Source organism: Streptomyces sp. NPDC093586, from assembly GCF_044764905.1.
GTDB lineage: Bacteria > Actinomycetota > Actinomycetes > Streptomycetales > Streptomycetaceae > Streptomyces.
The window spans coordinates 37,863-56,127 of the sequence record NZ_JBIWJA010000035.1; the positions used below are offsets into that span (position 1 = coordinate 37,863).

Annotated in this window: 17 protein-coding genes and 1 pseudogene; 9 read left to right on the forward strand and 9 right to left on the reverse strand. The window is 71.3% G+C overall.

All coding sequences use genetic code 11. From position 1 onward, the window contains the following. Nucleotides 1–19 precede the first annotated feature (19 nt). A complete protein-coding gene (locus tag ACIRFH_RS28705; protein ID WP_403526825.1) occupies nt 20–940 on the forward strand; it encodes a LysR family transcriptional regulator in 921 nt (306 codons plus the stop codon). Nucleotides 941–1,198: 258 nt separating this feature from the next. On the opposite strand, the gene ACIRFH_RS28710 is transcribed toward ACIRFH_RS28705, so the two are convergent. Then, on the reverse strand, nt 1,199–1,816 hold the full coding sequence (locus ACIRFH_RS28710) for a TetR/AcrR family transcriptional regulator (protein ID WP_403526828.1): 618 nt from the start codon (nt 1,814–1,816) through the stop codon (nt 1,199–1,201). Nucleotides 1,817–2,075: 259 nt separating this feature from the next. Between ACIRFH_RS28710 and ACIRFH_RS28715 the strand changes: the two genes are divergently transcribed. The 3 genes from ACIRFH_RS28715 to ACIRFH_RS28725 all read left to right on the forward strand — a co-directional run bounded on the left by ACIRFH_RS28715 (nt 2,076) and on the right by ACIRFH_RS28725 (nt 6,603). Next, the gene (locus ACIRFH_RS28715; protein WP_403526831.1) at nt 2,076–3,548 is read left to right on the forward strand and encodes an aldehyde dehydrogenase; all 1,473 of its coding nucleotides are present in this window, start codon (nt 2,076–2,078) and stop codon (nt 3,546–3,548) included. Between the two features lie 70 nt (nt 3,549–3,618). Continuing rightward, nucleotides 3,619–4,986, forward strand: a complete 1,368-nt coding sequence (locus ACIRFH_RS28720) for an aspartate aminotransferase family protein (RefSeq protein ID WP_403526833.1) — start codon at nt 3,619–3,621, stop codon at nt 4,984–4,986. Nucleotides 4,987–5,109: 123 nt separating this feature from the next. Continuing rightward, nucleotides 5,110–6,603, forward strand: a complete 1,494-nt coding sequence (locus ACIRFH_RS28725) for an APC family permease (protein WP_403526836.1) — start codon at nt 5,110–5,112, stop codon at nt 6,601–6,603. A 117-nt stretch (nt 6,604–6,720) separates the two neighbouring features. On the opposite strand, the gene ACIRFH_RS28730 is transcribed toward ACIRFH_RS28725, so the two are convergent. Next, entirely contained in the window at nt 6,721–7,104 is a 384-nt protein-coding gene (locus tag ACIRFH_RS28730; protein WP_403526840.1) for an FhaA domain-containing protein, read from the reverse strand. Between the two features lie 178 nt (nt 7,105–7,282). On the opposite strand from ACIRFH_RS28730, the gene ACIRFH_RS28735 reads away from it, so the two are divergent. Beyond that, entirely contained in the window at nt 7,283–7,867 is a 585-nt protein-coding gene (locus ACIRFH_RS28735) for a hypothetical protein (protein ID WP_403526843.1), read from the forward strand. 92 nt (nt 7,868–7,959) lie between these two features. On the opposite strand, the gene ACIRFH_RS28740 is transcribed toward ACIRFH_RS28735, so the two are convergent. Continuing rightward, nucleotides 7,960–8,493 (reverse strand): GNAT family N-acetyltransferase, encoded by a 534-nt coding sequence (locus tag ACIRFH_RS28740; protein ID WP_403526846.1) that lies wholly within the window; start codon nt 8,491–8,493, stop codon nt 7,960–7,962. A gap of 176 nt (nt 8,494–8,669) precedes the next feature. Then, a complete protein-coding gene (locus tag ACIRFH_RS28745; protein WP_403526849.1) occupies nt 8,670–9,107 on the reverse strand; it encodes a MarR family winged helix-turn-helix transcriptional regulator in 438 nt (145 codons plus the stop codon). A 146-nt stretch (nt 9,108–9,253) separates the two neighbouring features. On the opposite strand from ACIRFH_RS28745, the gene ACIRFH_RS28750 reads away from it, so the two are divergent. Beyond that, on the forward strand, nt 9,254–10,066 hold the full coding sequence (locus ACIRFH_RS28750) for an NmrA/HSCARG family protein (RefSeq protein WP_403526852.1): 813 nt from the start codon (nt 9,254–9,256) through the stop codon (nt 10,064–10,066). 96 nt (nt 10,067–10,162) lie between these two features. On the opposite strand, the gene ACIRFH_RS28755 is transcribed toward ACIRFH_RS28750, so the two are convergent. After that, nucleotides 10,163–11,206 carry a hypothetical protein gene (locus tag ACIRFH_RS28755; protein ID WP_403526854.1) on the reverse strand — a complete coding sequence of 348 codons (1,044 nt, stop codon included), beginning with the start codon at nt 11,204–11,206 and terminating at the stop codon, nt 10,163–10,165. Nucleotides 11,207–11,254: 48 nt separating this feature from the next. Next, complete coding sequence (locus ACIRFH_RS28760) at nt 11,255–13,507, reverse strand: serine protease (RefSeq protein ID WP_403526927.1); 2,253 nt, start codon at nt 13,505–13,507, stop codon at nt 11,255–11,257. Here ACIRFH_RS28760 and ACIRFH_RS28765 point away from each other — a divergent pair. Further along, nucleotides 13,454–13,588: pseudogene (locus ACIRFH_RS28765) on the forward strand (TetR/AcrR family transcriptional regulator); the annotation flags it as partial. The gene ACIRFH_RS28760 and the pseudogene ACIRFH_RS28765 sit on opposite strands and share 54 nt — an antisense overlap. 147 nt (nt 13,589–13,735) lie before the next feature. Here ACIRFH_RS28765 and ACIRFH_RS28770 read toward each other — a convergent pair. Together ACIRFH_RS28770 and ACIRFH_RS28775 are read right to left on the reverse strand one after the other, a co-directional pair. Further along, a complete protein-coding gene (locus tag ACIRFH_RS28770) occupies nt 13,736–14,731 on the reverse strand; it encodes an alpha/beta hydrolase fold domain-containing protein (RefSeq protein WP_403526857.1) in 996 nt (331 codons plus the stop codon). 162 nt (nt 14,732–14,893) lie between these two features. After that, nucleotides 14,894–15,817: an SDR family oxidoreductase gene (locus ACIRFH_RS28775; protein ID WP_403526860.1), complete on the reverse strand. Its 924-nt coding sequence runs from the start codon at nt 15,815–15,817 to the stop codon at nt 14,894–14,896. A gap of 136 nt (nt 15,818–15,953) precedes the next feature. Between ACIRFH_RS28775 and ACIRFH_RS28780 the strand changes: the two genes are divergently transcribed. Next, nucleotides 15,954–16,550 (forward strand): TetR family transcriptional regulator, encoded by a 597-nt coding sequence (locus ACIRFH_RS28780; RefSeq protein ID WP_403526863.1) that lies wholly within the window; start codon nt 15,954–15,956, stop codon nt 16,548–16,550. A gap of 411 nt (nt 16,551–16,961) precedes the next feature. Here ACIRFH_RS28780 and ACIRFH_RS28785 read toward each other — a convergent pair whose 3' ends face one another. Further along, nucleotides 16,962–17,108: a hypothetical protein gene (locus ACIRFH_RS28785; protein ID WP_403526866.1), complete on the reverse strand. Its 147-nt coding sequence runs from the start codon at nt 17,106–17,108 to the stop codon at nt 16,962–16,964. Between the two features lie 344 nt (nt 17,109–17,452). Between ACIRFH_RS28785 and ACIRFH_RS28790 the strand changes: the two genes are divergently transcribed. Further along, the gene (locus tag ACIRFH_RS28790; protein ID WP_403526867.1) at nt 17,453–18,235 is read left to right on the forward strand and encodes a transposase family protein; all 783 of its coding nucleotides are present in this window, start codon (nt 17,453–17,455) and stop codon (nt 18,233–18,235) included. Nucleotides 18,236–18,265: the final 30 nt, after the last annotated feature.

Here is an 18,265-nt window from a genome sequence, read left to right on the forward strand (position 1 = left end):
CCGGGCGCAAGGGGCGCACATGACGTCACCAGTGGGTTTCACCCTCGTACAGCTCCGCTACTTCCTCGTCGCCGCCGAACGCGGCTCCATGACCGAGGCCGCGGCGGAGCTGCACATCGCGCAGTCCGCCGTGTCCACGGCCGTCTACAACCTGGAACGGGACCTGCGGGCCCAGCTGTTCATCCGCCGACGGGGCCGGGGACTGACCCTCACCCCTGCCGGGGAGAGGCTGCGGCAGCAGGCGCGGGACCTGCTGGCCCGCGCCCGCGAGGTGGAACGGGAGGCGCGCGGGGACGGCGAGGACCTCTCCGGGCCGGTGGCCGTCGGCTGCTTCGTCACGCTGGCCCCCTACTACCTGCCGCCGCTGTTCAGCGAATGCACCAGCCGCTGTCCCGGCATCGAGATCGAGGTGCTGGAGGGGGAGGCGGACCAGCTGGCGCGCGCCCTCGCGGAGGGGCGCGTCGACTTCGCCCTCACCTACGACCTCGGTCTGGCGGCCGAGCCGGCCCTGACCAGCGAGACGATCGCCCGCGCCCCGGCCTACGTCATCGTCCCGGCCGGTCACCCCCTGGCCGGTCGCGGCAGCGTGGAGCTGGCGGAACTCTCCGGGGAACCGCTCGTCCTGCTGGATCTGCCCCACAGCCGTGACTACTTCCGCTCGCTGGTGGCCGCCACCGGCACCGCGCCCGACGTCCGCTACCGGACCACGAGTTACGAGACCGTGCGCTCCCTGGTGGCCAGGGGACTGGGCTACTCCGTGCTCAACCAGCGGCCGGCGACGAGTCAGACCTACGGCGGCGGCGAGATCGCGGAACTGCAGCTCAGGGACGGCAGCCCGCTCGACGTCACGATCGCCACGGTGGAGGGCATGATCCAGACCGCCCGCGCCCTGGCGGTGATGGAGGTGCTGCGGGAGATCGCGGCCCGCCGTCCGGCCTGAGCCGGGCCGACGGCAGCCGGCCGGCTGCCGGTTCCCGGGCAGAGGACGTGCGTTGCGGTGTCCGCCGGTCGCTGGTGCCGCGGCAGGCGACGTTCGCCCGGTGAGGAGCGGCGTCCGATGCGTGCTCCGGGGGTCCCCCCGGCCGGAAGCCCTCGTACCGGACGTGTTCGGGCTTCCGGCCGGTGCGGCGAGTGGGGGCACCCCCTCCGGGGGAGCGTGCCGGGCGTCGCGACGGGACGCGCGTCGCCTGTTGCGGCACTAGAGATCGGCGCAGCCCGTCACCGTCCGCGCATGGGCGAGGATCAGCTCACGGGCTCTGTCCGGGTGCAGGGCCGCGTTGTGGCTGACGATGTGGAGGCCGTACCCGTCTTCCAGGGCCACGAGCCCGTGCGCCTGGTCGTGCGCGGACCCGGTGAGGGTGAACGCACCGGTCGCGGCGCCGACTTCGAGCGCCGTCGTGTAGAGAGCGACCTCCCGCGCGAAGAGCGAGGTCATCAGCTCGGCGTGGCCGGGGCTGCGGCCGGCGCGCCGGTGCAGTTCGTACAGCAGCCCGTGGACCGGGTCGTCCGTCGCGTCGGGCAGGCCGCTGTCCAGCAGGGCGCGCAGCCGCGCCACGGGACTGTCGGCCGGCGCCTGGTCGTAGGCCTGCTGCCGGGAGGCGAGGTAGCCCTCGACCGCTCCTCGGTGCACCTCCAGCACGAGGTCGTCCAGCTCGGGGTAGTAGTACAGGACCGAGCCCTGGGAGACGCCCGCCGCGTCCGCGATGTCCTTGATGCGCAGGCCCTCCAGACCGCGTTCCGCGATGGCCTGCCCGGCGGCGGAGACAAGGGCCTGCCTGCGTGCCGTCTGATTGCGTGGTCTGCCCGCTTTCCCCATGGTGAGTGATTCTCTGCGATCTGGATCAGCTTTGGCAAGAAGCCCTTGCCGGGAGTATTGACGGCTGGTTCACCCATTGTTTGAATCTCGACTCAAAGAAGTCGGCGCGGCCTCCCCTGCGGAGTGCCCCGCCCGTGTCGCGCCTCCGTTCCCGGCCGGCGGGCTCCGAGACGGCCCCCGCCGCACCTGATCCGAACGGGCACCGGCTCGCCCACGTCACCGGCTCGCCCACGCCCACGACGCAACCGAAGGCCACACCATGCAGACGTACGCCCACTGGCGCCAGCGCGCCGCCGACCTCACGCCACGGACGCGCCTGTTCATCGACGGGACGTGGGCCGACCCCGCCGGCGACCGGTGGATCCCGACCGTGAACCCCGCCACCGGCAAGACCACCGCCCACGTGGCGGCCGGCTCGGCCGCCGACGTCGACCGGGCCGTGACCGCGGCCCGCACCTCCTTCGAGGACGGCCGCTGGTCGCGCACCGCCCCCGCGGAGCGCAAGCGGGTACTGCTCGCCCTCGCCCGCCTCATCGAGGAGCACGGCGAGGAACTCGCCCTGTGCGACACCCTCGACATGGGCAAGCCCATCGCGGAGTCCCACGGCACCGACGTGCCCGGCGCCGCCGGCGTCTTCGCCTGGTACGCCGAGGCGGCCGACAAGCTCTACGACGAGGTCGCCCCCGCACCGCCCGGCCATCTCGCCCTGGTGCGGCGCGCACCGCTCGGCGTCGTCGGCGCCGTGGTGCCCTGGAACTTCCCCCTGGACATCGCGAGCTGGAAGCTGGCCCCCGCCCTGGCCGTGGGCAACAGCGTCGTGCTGAAGCCGGCCGAGCAGTCCCCGCTGTCCGCGCTGCTGCTGGCCGAACTGGCCGCCGAGGCGGGACTGCCGGACGGCGTGCTCAACGTCGTCCCCGGCCCCGGGGAGACGACCGGGCGTGCCCTCGGCCTGCACCCGGACGTGGACACCCTGGTCTTCACCGGGTCCACCGCCGTGGCCCGCCGCTTCCTCGCCTACGCGGCCGAGTCGAACATGAAGCAGGTCTGGCCCGAGGCCGGCGGCAAGAGCCCCAACCTGGTCTTCGCCGACGCCGACCTGGAGGCCGCCGCGGAACGCGCCGCCTGGGGCTTCGTCTACAACGCCGGACAGGTGTGCTCGGCCAACACCAGGCTGCTCGTCGAGGCGTCCGTCGCCGAGGAGTTCACGGCCCGGGTCGCCGAACACGCCCGCGCCTGGCTGCCCGGCGACCCGCTCGACCCCGCCACCCGGCTGGGACCGCTCGTCGACGAGGCCCAGGTGGAACGCATCCTCCAGGCCCTGCGGTCGTCGGACGGCACGCTCGTGTGCGGCGGCACGCGGCCCGACCGCGACGGCGCCTACCTCGACCCCACCGTCGTCACCGGCCTCGGCCCCGACGCCCCGCTCGTCCGGGAGGAACTGTTCGGCCCCGTACTGGCCGTGCTGCCCTTCCGCGACGAGACCGAGGCGGTCCGTCTCGCCAACGACTCCGCCTACGGACTGGCCGCGTCCGTGTGGACCCGCGACCTCGGCCGGGCCCACCGCGTGGCCGACGCCCTGCACGCGGGCACCGTGTCCGTCAACACCGTCGACGCCCTCAGCCCCTTCACCCCCTTCGGCGGATTCAAGCAGTCCGGCCACGGCCGCGACCTCTCCCTGCACTCCTTCGACAAGTACACCGGCCTGAAGACGACCTGGATCAGCCACGGCTGACCACGCAGGCGACGACACGGCCTCCGCCCCCACCACGCATCACCGGCACCGAACAAAGGACGCAGCGCTCATGACCCTCGACGCCGCAGACCTCACCCGGCTGGACCGGGCGCACATCATCCACCCCTACCTGCCGGGCGACGCCGCCGAACGCGTCGTCATGACCTCCGGCTCCGGCTGCCGCCTCACCGACAGCGAGGGCCGCGGCTACCTCGACGCCACCGGCGGCCTCTGGCTCGCCCAGGTCGGCCACGGCCGCACGGAACTCGCCGACGTCGCCCACGAGCAGATGAGGAAACTGGAGTACTTCACCAGCTTCTGGGAGTTCTCCAACGAGCGCGCCATCGAACTCGCCGCGCGCCTCGCCACCCTCGCCCCCGACCCCCTCAACCACGTCTACTTCACCTCGGGCGGCTCCGAGGGCAACGAGGCGGCCATCAAGATGGCCCGCTACTACCACCACCGGCGCGGCGAGAGCAGCCGCACGTGGATCCTCGCCCGCAGCAAGGCCTACCACGGCATCGGCTACGGCGGCGGCTCGGCCACCGGCTTCCCCCTCTACCACGAGGGCTTCGCCCCGATGATGCCGCACGTCTCCCACCTCACCCCGCCCTGGCCCTACCGCCAAGAGCTGTACGGCGACCGGCCGCTGAGCCCCGCCCAGGTCACCGACTTCCTCATCCGCGAACTGGAGGAGCGCATCGCGGACATCGGCGCCGAGAACATCGCCGCGATGATCGGCGAACCCATCATGGGCGTCGGCGGCATGCTCGTCCCGCCGGACGACTACTGGCCCCGGGTGCGCGAGGTCCTCGACCGGCACGGCATCCTGCTCGTCCTCGACGAGGTCGTCACCGCCTACGGCCGTGTCGGAAAGTGGTTCGCCGCCCAGCACTTCGGCGTCACCCCCGACATCATCGTCACCGCCAAGGGCATCACCTCCGGCTACGTCCCCCTCGGCGCGCTCCTGGTGGGCGACCACGTCGCCGAGGTCCTGCTGCGCGAGCACGGCTTCCCCATGGGCTACACCTACAACGGCCACCCCGTCGCCACCGCGGTGGCCACCGCGAACCTCGACCTCATCGAGAAGGAGGGCCTCCTCGACCGCGCGACGAGCCTGGGCGCCTTCCTCCACGGCGAACTGCAGGCCCAGCTCGGCGACCTGCCGATCGTCGGCGAGATCCGCTCCGTCGGCATGATGCTCGCCGTCGAACTCGTCCAGGACCGCGCCACCCGCGCACCCCTGCCCCTGAACCCCGACCGGATGCCCCACGACGTCATCCGCCGTGAGACCGGCGTCATCGTCCGCGACTCCGCCCACAGCCTGGTGCTGTCCCCGCCGCTCATCATGACGGAGGCCGAGGCCAAGGAGGTGGCCTCCGCTCTCCGCGGCGTCCTGGAACGCACCGAACCCACCGGTGAGATCCGGGCCGCCTGACACCCGCCGCGGAGGCCGGCACACCGCCGGCCTCCCACCCGGCAGCAACCGACACGGACCCCACGCCGTCCCCGGCGCCCGCACACGCCACCCGCAGTCATCCCCTTCCCCTAGGAACTGCCCGTGTCCTCCAACCTCACGTCGCCACCGACCCGAGCGGCGACCTCACCGCTCCAGCGCAGCCTCAAGCGTTACGACATCACCGCCATGGCCATCGCGGCGGTCATCTCCTTCGACACCGTCGGCCAGATCGCCACCGGCGGAGGCGAGGCCGCCACCTGGACGGCGGTCATCGCCCTGCTCTTCCTCGTCCCCTACGCCCTGCTCTTCGCCGAGACCGGCGCCGCGTTCCCCCAGGAGGGCGGCCCGTACGTGTGGGTGAAGCTCGCCTTCGGCCGCTCCACCGCCGCACTCACGACCCTCATGTACTGGGTGACCAACCCCATCTGGCTGGGCGGCTCCCTGGTCTTCCTCGCCGCACAGACCTGGGACGGCTTCGTCTTCCCCCTGGGTTCGGGCACGGTGGCCGACTACACCTTCAAGCTGCTGTTCGTCTGGACCGCCATCCTCACGGCCGTCGTGTCCCTGCGCCGCGGCAAATGGATCACCACCGCGGGCGCCGTGATGAAGGTGCTGGCCCTCGCCGTGTTCACCCTCACCGCCGTCTTCTACGGGGTACGGCACGGCTTCGACGGCCTGACCGGCACCAGCTTCGCCCCGACGACCGCAGGCTTCCTCGCCCTCGTGCCGATCCTGCTGTTCGCCTATGTCGGCTTCGAGGCCCCCAACGCCGCCGGCGAGGAGATGCACGACCCCCAGCGCGACGTGCCCGCCGCGCTCGGACGCTCCGCGGCCGTCGCCGCCGGCTGCTATCTGCTGCCGGTCCTCGCCCTCCTGGCCGTCGTCCCCGCCCACCAGGTCACCGGCATCGGCGGCTTCATGGAAGGCGCCCGCCTCGTCTTCGGCGTCTACGGCGGCGCGGCCGGCGCCCTACTGAAGATCACCGCCGTCATGTTCGTCTTCGCCCTGCTCACCCAGGGCAGCGCCTGGATGATCGTCAGCGACCGCATGCAGGCCATGGCCGCGGCCGACGGGGGCTTCTTCAGCCGGGGACTCGGCGCCTTCCACCCCCGGCTCGGGACGCCGGTACGCACCAACCTCCTCTCCGGCGCGGTGGCCACGGTCTTCATGCTGGTCGCCATGCGGGTGGCGGACGGCGACGCCGGCGCCGTCTTCGCCGTGGTGCTCACCGTCGCGGTCACCACCCTGCTGCTGTCGTACCTGGTGGTCATTCCCGCGCTGGTCGCGTTGCGGATCCGCCGGGCGGACGTCCCGCGGCCCTACCGCGTTCCCTTCGGCACGCGCGGCTTCCTGCTGTGCGCGGCACTCGTCTACGCGTGGATCCTCATCGGGTCGTGGGCGGCGCTCTTCCCCGGAGTCCTGGAGCAACTCGTCGGCATCGACTACGTCTTCCACGACGTCTGGGGCGTCTCGCGCGCCATGTTCGAAACGTTCACCCTCGGCACCGTCGCCGTCCTGCTGGCCGTCGGCCTCGTCGGCGTGGCCGTGGCCCGTCGCCAGGACGCGGCACGGGGCGTCGCGTACGCGGCCGACTGAACGCAGGGGCCGTCGATGTCCTCCCGTCGCCGTCCGGCGGCGGGCAAGGACATGCTCGGCGGAAGGCCTGCGGGTCCATGAGTCAGCCGTCGGCACTCCGTGAGCGCCTGCCGTGCCTCAGCGTGCCGTGGCCGGAGCGATGCGGCTGTGGACGCGGAACCGGGCGCCCGTGTCGTCCGGCGCGGGGCGCAGGACGATGGCGACAGGGCCGGCGAAGGTGTACCCCTGTTCGGCGGCGTGGCGCCGCACCTGGCCTGCGAGGGCGGACGCCACGGGCAGCGGGCTGGCCGCGATCAGCCCGTGGATCCTCGGGAGCAGTTCGATGACGAAGGCGTTGGGCGCGACGACGCGCCGCCGGCCGACGATCAGCGTGTTGGCGTCGCACTGCCGCAGCAGCGTGGTCAACGCTTCGCCCTGCTCCCGCCTGGCCGGCAGGACGTGACGCCACATGCTCGTCGTCCACTGCTCCATGAAACGTTCGCTCGTCCTCAGAAATCCCATCGGGACCGCCTGCCCCACCACGCTCCGAGCAGGCTCACCCGGACGGATGCACTTCGACAAGGGCCCCTTGGCGGATCCCCGCGGGCGGACAGGCGGGACGGGCCGGCCGGTTCGACTCAGTGCCACCCACCCGCGGTGGGAGCGAAGGGGCTGCGGGGAGGCGGATAACGTGCGGGGCATGACGACGAAGCAGCGGGTCCTGTACCGGCAGGGCACCGGGTTCTGGCGGATGACGGCGAAGTGGGTCCTGGTCTTCGGGGTCCTGTACCTGCTGGACGGCGGGGTGGTCCGGACGTGGGGCGACGCCCTGGTCTGGCCGCTGATCGGAATCCTGCTGTGGGCGCCGTTCGGGGTCGGTGTCGCCTGGTACCCGAAGAAGGACCACCGGGTCACACTGACGACGCGTGAACTGCGCGTACGGCGCAAGCGGTTGCCGATGGAGGAGGTGAACCTGCTGCACGTGGCGCGCCTGTGGCTGGAGGGGCGCTCCACCGCGGACGACCAGCCGGTGCCGGAGTGGATACGCTCCGACCGGGTGGTGTGGGTGCCGCTGCGGGACGGCCGGGCGTTCGGCGTGGAGTTCCGCGACCCGGCCGCCTTCGCCGGGGTGTTCGGCGCCTTCGCGGTCGAGGCGTGCGGCGGACCGGATGCCGTCCGCGCGAAGGCCGCGGTGGCGGCCTACCCGGAGCCGCGCCCGATGCGGGCCCGCTCCCACGGCGACGGCGGCGGCTCCTGGGCGGACGCCCTGGACCTCTTCGACTGAGCACCGGGAACGTCTCCCGCTCGACATGACCGCGCCCGCCTCGCCCGGCGTCAGCCCCGCACCGCCGGACGGGGCACACCGGCTCGGCCGGTTCAGGCCTGGAACTCGGTGAGATCGATGGCGTGTACCTGCAGCGAGTACCCGTGCACCGGGTGCACCGTCTCCCGCTCGGGCACCATGCCGAGCTTGCGGATGACGTTCTCCGAGGCGTCGTCGCCCATCCGGTGGATGCCGATGACGCGGTCCAGGCCGCGGTCCTGGAGCGCGAACTCCAGCGTGGCGTGGGCGGCTTCGGAGGCGTATCCCTGGCCCCAGAACGGTGACCCGATCCGCCAGCTGATCGCCACGGCGGGCATCACCTCCGGCAGGAACTCGGGCACGGACAGTCCCGTGAAGCCGATCAGCTCGCCCGAGGCCAGCAGCTCGACGGCGAAGAGCCCGAAGCCCTCCTCGTCCCACTCCTCCTCCCACCGCTCGATGTCCTCGGCCGTGCGGTCGAGGTCGCGCACCGAGCCGTCGTCGACCCAGCGCATGACCCGGGGGTCCGCGTTGATGTCCGCCATCGGCAGGAGGTCGTCGTCGCGCCAGCTGCGGAGGAGGAGGCGGGGTGTGCGGATCTCGGTCATACGCACATCTTGCCGAAGACGACGGCCACACCGGTAATCCGGCGCCCGCCCGTGACAGGTCCGCCGCCTCGGCCGATTCCCGGGGGAGGGGGCTCCGCTCGCCGTGCCGCTGGGTGCCGATGCCCACCGGCGCCCAGCGGATCCCCGTCGATCGCCGCCGGCCGCGGCGCCCGTGGTCAGTCCGGCTTGGGCTTGGCACGCAGGTGGCGCATCTGCGTGTGGCTGAGGTCGTGAGCCTGCCGCATGTGACGGGTGATCACCTCGAGCTCGTCCTCGGTGTGACCGTCGAGCAGCGTCTGCCAGGCCCGGCCGAGGTCGTCCCACACCGCGGTGACCCGGGCGACGCGCTCCGGCACCGGAGCGACCAGCACCCGCCGGCGGTCCTGCCGATCCGGGGTGCGGATCACGTACTCCTGTCGTTCGAGACGGTCCACCAGCCGTGTGGCCGAACCGGTGGTCAGGCCCGTCATGTCCGCGATCTGCCGGACGGTGAGGGGTCCCGGCTGGGCGGTCAGCAAGCTCAGGCACTGCACATCGGTCGGGTGCAGCCCGAGATGGTCGGCGAGGGCCTGATTGAACAGCACGTACGCCGCCATGTAGCGGCGGGACTCCATCGACAACTCCTCGTACAGCCGTGCACGCCGCGACTCTGGCACCCGGATCACACCCCTTATCGCTGCGCGGCGCAGCGGTCTATGGCCAATCTGCTGCGTGGCGCAGTCAATGTGTAACGCAGCGATTCTACCCACCGGGGGGACCCATGCTCAACGTCGCCGTCACCGGAGCCACCGGAGCCCATGGCGGGGCCACCGCCCGCGCCCTGCTCGCTGCCGGACACCAGGTGCGCGCGCTCACCCGCCGTCCCGATTCGCCCGCCGGCGACGCCCTGCGCGGCCTCGGAGCCGACGTCCGCCGGGCCGACTTCGACGACCGCACGTTCCTCGGCGCGGCCCTCGCCGGGGCGGACTCGCTCTTCGCGGTCACCACCCCGTTCGGCACCGACAACGCCACCGAGACCCGGCAGGGCGAGGCCCTCGTCGACGCAGCGGCAGCCGCCGGTCTCGGACACGTCGTGTTCACCTCCGCCGCCCACGCCGACCGCGGCACCGGTGTCCCGCACTATGAGAGCAAGCACCTGGTCGAGCGGCACCTGAGCGAGTCCGGAGTGCCCTGGACGGTGATCGCCCCGGCTGCTTTCATGGACAACTACACCAGCGGATGGACCCTGGAAGGGCTGCGCCAGGGCGCGTTCGCCGCGCTGGTCCGCCAGCGCCGCGACGAGTTCGCCGGCCGTCGCATCGACATCGCCTCCGATGAGCGCACCCCCGCCGAGACGGCGCGGATCCTCGCGACGGCCACCGGCCGTCCGATCCTCCACCAGGAGGTACCTCTGGCCCATGTGCGGACCCGGTCCGCCGACCTGGCAGCCATGTTCGACTACTTCTCCACCTCGGGCCTCGACGTCGACGTCGCCGGACTGCGCCGCGACTATCCCGAAGTCGGCTGGCACAGCTTCACCGACTGGGCCGCCGAGCAGGACTGGACTAGCTGTGCTGTCCGGACAGGTTGGTGACGCGGCTGGCTGGTGGTTGGCCAAGGCTGCTGGCTGGAGACTCGATCGCGGTACCGATAGTGGCGTATGCGTCGGTGCGGAGGACTTCCGCAGGGCTCACGGGAGCAGTTCGATGTGCGGATGGTCCGGGGATGCCGGGCAGACGTGGAGCTGGAGGTCGTAGCCGCCGATGATGTCGATCAAGGTGTAGTTGCCGTCCTGGGCGCCCAGGGGAGGCGGGGCCGGGTTCGTCGGTTCCTCCTCGGCGATCCAGGTTCCGCTGCCGCCGTCCCATTCCGAGGAGGCGATGGTGAGGAGCGGGACCTGCTCGGTGCCGCACTCGGGGCAGGGGCGGGGCTTGGGGTCGGTGCGGGGCCAGCTGCTCCAGCCGCCGGTCTTCCAGCCGGGGGCGGTGGAGAGGTTGTTCAGGTAGAGCTCGCCCGGGTCGTCCGCGTACGTGTTGTACCGCGCGGGGTCGATCGTCTCCCAGCGGCTCATGTCGTCCAGCTGGTCCCGGAGCTCCTTGCTCAGCTCCCCGGGGTGCGGGAATTCGGTGACCTGCTCCGGTGAGAACAGGCATGGCTCCGGGAGGTAGCAGTCCCGCTGGACGATGGGCGGCTCGGGCGGTGCGTCGAGAACGTCGGTGACGGTGGCGGAGGAGCGCCAGAAGAGGGCTGTCCGGGGGTGGCCCATCTCGTGATCGAAGGGGCACCAGAGGACCTGGAGGAGGTCTGCGTCGGGCGGACGCGGGAAGGAGACGTCGCGAGCGTAGAGCTGGGCGACGGGGAGGAGGGGGATCGGGCCGTCGAACCACGGGCGGTCCGCGAGCCGCTCCCACGTCGCCCGTTCCCCGGGAGTCCACTGGGGTGCCTCGGGGGCGAGGCGTCGCCGCTCGGCCGCTGCGGCGCGGTCGTGGCGGAGGAGCCGGACGTCGTCCGGGGAGTGGACCACCGGCGCCGCGCGGCTGTCGTGCGGCTCGTCGCAGTACGGCCACGGCTCGTCGGCGGGCCACAGGAGCGGCCCGCCGACGGAGCTGTCGTGCACGGTCGGCGACCCGGGCCGCGGGTGCAGCCGGGTCGCCGTCCGCGCCAGAGGAGCCAGCTGAGGGAAGAGCGCGGTTATGTCGAACGGTCGCGGTGGGGTGGTAAAGATGGCGTTCATGGCAGGAATGCTGCCAGCAGCGTCTGACAATGGGCGTACCGATCTACGTCAGCTGACACCACACAGCTTCCCTATGTCAGCAGGCGGACCAGAGGAAGATGCCGGCGATGTGGTGGATGACCGTCCGCCCCGGTCGATCGCGACACCAGTGGCGATGCTGACGGCCAGCAGCAGGGCCCCGAAGAGGGCATACAGCATGCGGCGCCGCCGTGTGAGGTACCGGCGGTGCGCGCGTCCCAGATCGATGTACTCCCGCTGCGCTTTGCCCAGTTCACCACTGCGGGCGGGCAGCCACCGCCCGGCGGCGTCCAGGGCGACAGGGGTCGGCAGGAGCTCCTTGGTCCGTCCGGCCCTCTCCCAGCGGTGCATGTCGAACTCGAGGTTCTCGCGCCAGTCGAGGAAGACGCAGTCCTCCTTGACGCGCGAACCGAGCCTGTCCCAGCTGGTGATGAGCGCCTCGTGGGCAAGCTCGGTGGTCTCCTGGGCAGTGGGCGGCCGGCTGGCGGGATCGGGTTCCGCCGGTCCGGTGTTCTCCCGGCTCCGCGCCCGACTGATGACCAGCAGCCGGGCACTGGCCAGGCGTTGGGCGATCTGCCATTCCCCCTCGGTGAGCTCCTCCCGGGTGACGAGACGCCTGAGGGGGGTTTCCGTCCCGACGGGAGTGCGGACGAGCCGTGTCAGCAGTTTCTCCGCGTCTTTGACCTGCCGGCGCCGCTCGACCTCACGCTCCCCGTCCTCGTTACCCCCCTCGTCCTGGTCCCTCTTCGTGTCATCGTCCGCGTTCGCTTCGTCGACGTACTGTTCCCGGACCGCGTTGGCGTGTCTGCCCAGGGCACCTCGCACGCCCCCGAGCGCGTTGTAGGCGTCGTGCGTGAGCTTTCCGCCGCGCTGGTCTTCCCGTATCTGGGCGAGGGTGAAGCTGAGCAGGGGCAGGATTCCTGGCGCGTCGCCGACATCGGCCGGGATGCGGTGGACGAGCGTGTCCTCGTGGACGACGGCTGGCAGGTCGTCGACGGACTTGCTGATGACGTCCCGCAACTGTTCGTGCCGCATCGGCTCCAGGACCTCGATCCGCTTCTTGGCGAGCAGGCCGAGGCGGGGATGAGCCAGGACGGGGCCGAGGAAGTCCGCGCGCAGGACGGCCAGCACACTGACGGTCGGTGGTGTCTTCGGACCGAAGGCGTCGGCCAGGGCGTCGATGTCACCAGGGGCGAACGACTCCTCGTCGAGGAGTTCCTCGAACTGGTCGACGGTGATCAGCAGCCGGGTGGCGCTGGACCCGCACGGGTGGCGCTGGACCCGCAGGACGTGTGTGGCGACCTCCCGCAGGCCGTGGCTGCCGATCTCTTCCGCCACCGCGGCGATCCGTGCGAACCGCTCCGCCTCCGGGCAGCCGGGCTCCAGCAGGTCCAGTACGACGGAGGCCATGCTCCCCAGGGCAGTGGAGTAGTGGGCGGGGCGGAGGACCGCCACGGTGTCCTGCTGAGCACGGCGCCGTGGTGCTGCTCCCGCCATCGCGAGGAAGGACTTGCCGCAGCCCGACGAGCCCACCAGCGTGGTCCACCGCTGCCGGCCAACGATCCGCGCGAGGCGGTCACTGCCGGCGTCCCGGCCGAAGAACGCGGCGGCGTGGACCTCCTCGAACGGTTTGAGGCCGCGGAACGGCGAGGCCGGGCGAGCCAGGGCTTCCAACGGCCGCCAGGAAGCGATCAGCCGGCGGGTTGGAATCATGAACCCGGCCGCCGGTTCGCCGCGTTCGGCCCTGACGGTCATTCCGACCACGGCGCCGAGGTCCCGGGACCACACCGGACTGCCACTGAAGCCCGGGGGCACGCGGTAGCCGGCTCCGACCCGGTCGATCTGTACCTGGCCGTCGGCCTGCGGCCCGCGCAGCACACCCTCGCGCCAGACGCCCTGTCTGCGGCCGGTCGGAAACCCGATGATCTCGGCGGTGTACCCGCGTAGTTCCTCCGGTTCGAGGTCGACGCACCGTACCGGCCCGGTCCCGGGCACCTGTCGCTCCAGCCGCAGCACCGCGCTGTCCGGGCCGTTGCCGTCAGGAGCCTGCGACGGGCCCCACTGCACGATGCGGGCCGTGACGGTCGCGGCGCGCTCGCGCGCTGGCGTCGCCGGATCCCCCTCCGCGGACTGCAGCGGCAGGTCCACGGACAGGCGCGCGCCGACGGGAGGCTTACGGCCGTCCAGGCCGAGCGCCGTGGCGACGACGTGGGCACAGGTGATCGCGTGGCCACGGCCGTCAAGTTGCTCATGCTGACGCTGAACTGGCTGTTCGTCGAGCAGCTCACCCTGCCGGACGTATTCACGGAAGCCGAGCGTGAACAACTGGTGACGGCGGCAGTGGAACGCATCGTGGCGGCGGAGCAGATGACTCGTCCCTGGAAACGACACCACCCGGCCGCAGTGGAAGTGGGCCGTGGACTCGGTGTCGTGCGCAGGGTAGTACTGGAACCGATCGGCGCGCAGGCGCCGGTGATGATTACGGTCGGCGGCACGCGTCAGACCTGCGGGTTACGCGGTAGTCGCGGTTGCTGCCGGGTTCTTCGTGAAGTGCCGGACGAGGTAGTCGTTCAGGGTGTGGTGGAAGCTCGCCGCGAGGTGGGACTGCGGGGCGAACAGGTCGAAGGCGTGGTAGGCGCCGGGGTAGAGGTGCAGCTCGACGTCGACGCCGTGGGCGCGCAGGCGCGCGGCGTGGTCGAGGTTCTCGTCGCGGAAGAGGTCGAGTTCGCCGACGCCGATGAAGGTCGGGGGCAGGCCGGTGAGGTCGGTCGCCCGGGAGGCGGCGGCGTAGGGGCTGACGTCCTCGGTGCCGGCGCGGTCGCCGAGGATCGCCTGCCAGGCCAGGATGTTGGTCGAGCGGTCCCAGATGCCGATGTCGGTGATCTCGTGGCTGGAGTCGGTGGTGTTGCGGTCGTCGAGCATCGGGTACTGCAGCAGCTGGAACAGGGGGGTTGCTGCGCCGCGGTCGCGGATCAGAAGGGCGGTGGCGGCGGCGATGCCTCCGCCTCCGCTCTGGCCGGCCAGACCGATCCGGGTGGGGTCGAGGCCGAGGTCGGTGGCGTTGTCGCTGATCCACCGGTAGGCGGTGTATCCGTCCTCGGCGGCGCCGGGCGCGGGGGTTTCCGGGGCCAGCCGGTAGTCGACGGAGACAATGGCGCAGCCGAGTGCCGCGGACAGCGGCTTGAGCCAGGGTGTGTCCTGGGCGGCGAAGCCGAGCACCTGCCCACCGCCGTGGAACCACACGAGGACCGGCAGTGGTCCGGGCGCGTTCTGCGGACGCAGCAGGACGATGGGGACGTCGGGGCCTTCGGCGCGCGGCACCTGGATCTCGTCGGCGGTGACGGTGGGCTCGTCGGGGATGGTGGCGGCGATGGTTTCGGCGAGCGCGCGGACGGCCTCGCGGGTGGCGGGGATGTCGGTCAGGTCGAAGACGCCGTTCGGGCCGATCGGCATGGCCTGGAGTGCTGCGGCCAGTTCGCTGTCGATCGCGGGACGGGAGCGGGGCATGGTTCTGCTCTTTCTGGGGTGGGGTCTGCGTCAAGGCACGGGAGGGTGGTCAGGCCGTCGGTGCGGCGAGGTGGTCGCCGCTCTCCAGGTCTTCGAGCAGGCCGGGGTGGCTGGGGACCAGCCACCCCGGCCTGGATGGGGTGGGATGGAGATGGGGCGGGTTCAGGGTGTGGTGGTGGCCGGGGCGTCGAAGTAGTGGCCCTGGCCGAGGTCGTCGATGAGGCCGGGCTGGACGGGCTTCCAGCCGAGGAGGTCCTGGGTCAGCGTGCTCGAGGACGGGTTGTCGGCCTGTGCGTGGGCGCTCAGGAAGCCGAAGTGGGCCTCGGCCTCGGTCGGCGCGATGCTGACCACAGGCAGGTTCAGCCTGCGACCGATGCCCTCGGCGATCTGGCGGAAGGCGATCCCCTCGTCGTCGACGGCGTGCAGCCGTGACCCCGCCGGCGCGGATTCCAGCGCCAGTCGGTACAGGCGTGCCGCATCCAGCGTGTGCACGGCGGGCCAGCGGTTGGCCCCGTCGCCGACGTAAGCCGAGGCGCCCTTGGAGCGGGCGATGGAGATGAAGGTCGGGATGAAGCCGTTGTGGTCGAGAGAGCTGTGCACGGTCGGAGTGAGCCGGACGACGGACGACCGGATGCCGCGCTCGGCGAGTGCAACCACCGCGTTCTCGGCCTCGATCCGCGGTCCCGCGTCGAGCACGTCGCCCTCGGTGAGGACGCCCTGCAGTCCCGCGAAGGCGAACAGCACGGTTCCCGACGTGGCCACCAGAGGCTTGCCGGTGCCGGCGAGCGCGTCTGCGAGCGCCTCGATGGCGCGCAGATCCGCTGCGACCGCGCCGGCGAAGTCGCCGGCGAACATGGCGTCGTGCTTGAAGGCCAGGTGGATGACGCCGTCGGCCGCGGCGGCGGCCGCGGCGAGGCCGTCGAGATCGTCGAGGTCGCCTCGGCGCGCCTCGGCTCCGGCAGCCGTCAACGCGGCGGCCGACTTGTCCGAGCGGGCCAGGCCGATGACCTGGTGTCCCGCTTCGAGAAGTTCGGGAACGACGGCGGAGCCGACGTGTCCGGAGGCTCCGGTGACGAATACGCGCATGGTGCGTGCCTTCCTGCTGCGGGCTCCCCACCAGGGGCGAAGAGCTGATGTCAGTTCGTGACATCAACGTAGCACCCATGTCAGTCTCTGTCATCACCCTGATGTCAGATTCTGTCATCGCGTGTAGGATCGGAGCATGAGCCGATGGAAACCCGACGCACGAGGCCGCCTGGAGAAGGCGGCGCTGGAGCTCTTCAATCGCCAGGGCTTCGACGCCACCACCGTGGCGGAGATCGCCGCCCGGGCCGAGGTCACCGAACGCACCTTCTACCGGCACTTCGTCGACAAACGGGAAGTCCTCTTCCAGTCCAACGCCCTGGCCGACGTCCTCGCGCACGCCACGGCCACCGCCGCCAACTCTCTGGCGCCGCTGGAGGTGATCACACACGCTCTGACCGAAGCCGCTCCGGTCTTCGAAGAACGCGCCGAACTGGTGCGGCAGCGCCAGGCCGTCATCGCCGCCAATCCCGAACTGCAGGAACGCGAACTGGCCAAACTGGCCTCACTTGTCTCCACCCTTGCCCACGCGCTTCGCGAACGCGGTCTGGAGGCGACCGTCGCAGCACTCGCGGCCGAAATCGGGATCGCCGCGTTCAAGGTCGCCTTCGAACGCTGGATCGACGACTCCGGCCAGCACACCCTCACCCAGCACATTCGGGAAACCCTGGACGCCACCAGGCACCTCACCACGACCGACGACGTGAGCTTCACAGGCCAGGAGGGTGCGGCATAAATGCGGCGGGCACCCTGAGCAAGGGGCCCGCGGGCTGCCGCAGCCGGGTCCACTGCCGTCAGCAGTGCTCGACGCGCCGGTCACGGCCCGAGCCCGGGAGCAGCGGGTGGTGTCCATTCGTACCGGCGTACCGGCTGCGGCCGGACTGCTCGATGGGCTGCATGCCACCACACACTGGTAATAACGGATACTTCCAGCGGGTCGACGGCTGGGAGGACAACGCCACCGCCGGCCTCACCTGACCACCGGACCGCGACCAGGAGGCCGCCCACATGACCGCTGAACCTCCCGGAGCGCTGCCTCGACAGTGCGCTCGCTGCCGTCACACGACGTTCGTGAAGTACCTGGGCGACCTTCGCAACCGCTGAGCTCGACGAACGGGGGACACGGTTTCCTCACCGGCGCCTGACGTCAGCGGTGTTCGCGGAAGCGGCGGACGATCGGCTCCAGGTAGCCCGCGTGCGGTCCGTCCAGAGCGGCCAAGGCGCCCGGCGAACACACCAGGACGATGTCGTCGAGCCCGGGTTCGCAGCCCCGGGCGCGACTTCGGCTACTCACAGGCGATCAAGCCCGGCGAGCTGATCCACGTCTCTGGACAGCTCTCGTTCGCGCGCTCGCCACTACGAAGCCCTGGTCGGTCACCCTCGCCTGCCTACGGCTCCGGCTGCCCTGACTTTGCGGACACGACCTATCGAGCTCGTGCACGGTAGGCGGTGAGGCGTCGGGCTCCCGATCGTCGATCATGGTCGTGTGGTGGGGAACGCGTCTCGTGCAGTGATCGTCAGCGACCGGAGGATCACGGGCCTGTCGGCTGACGTGATCGCTGAACCCGTTGCCGAGGTGGGGCCGTTGTGGCACGCACGGCACCAGGCCGAGCTCGCGTCCAGGCCGCGGAAGCGGCTGTGGGCGCAGGTGCGAAGCACCGGCTGGTGTTCGTCGACCGGCTCCTGGCCACGCTCGTGCATCCGCGCCATGCCGTCACTCATGACGTGCTGGCCTGCTGGTTCGGTGTGGACCGCTCCACCATCACCCGTGCCATCGGCGAGGTGCGGCCACTGCTCGCCGAGCGAGGGTGCACCATCAGCCCGGGTGCGCGGCTGCGGACACTGGCCGAGGTCGTCGACCACCTCGGAACCAGCGGGAAGACCGGCATCATCGACGGAACCGAGATCCGCGTCAGGCGCCCGGCCGCCGGGCGCAAGGACCGGGACCAGTTCATCTCCGGCAAGAGCAAGCAGAACGCGGTCAGGACCATGGTTGTCACGGACGGCGACGGCCGCGTCCTCTTCTGCAGTCCGGCTGAGCACGGCAGCTGCGCAGACATCACCCATGCCCGCCCATTAGGGCCGGTCAGGCTCCTGGGCGGCGGGCCGGTGCTGGAGATCCTCGCGGATGCCGGCTACCAGGGTCTGGGCGCCCAGACCGGCGGGCGCGTGGTGACGCCACCGCACCGCAAGTTCAAGAAGAACGCCCCGGACTGGTACGAGGAGATGCACGAGCGCCAACGCAAGGCCCACTCCTCCCGACGCATCCGCGTTGAGCACGGCATCGCACATTTGAAGAACTGGCGGGCACTGGTCCGCCACCTCGGCCGCCGCGAACACATCGGCGACATGGTCCAAGCCGTTGCCGGCCTGCCGTCCCACCAGCAAACTGCGGACCTGACCTCGGCACAGCAGATGTGAACACTGGGCCCCGCCGCAGTCCTCGACGCC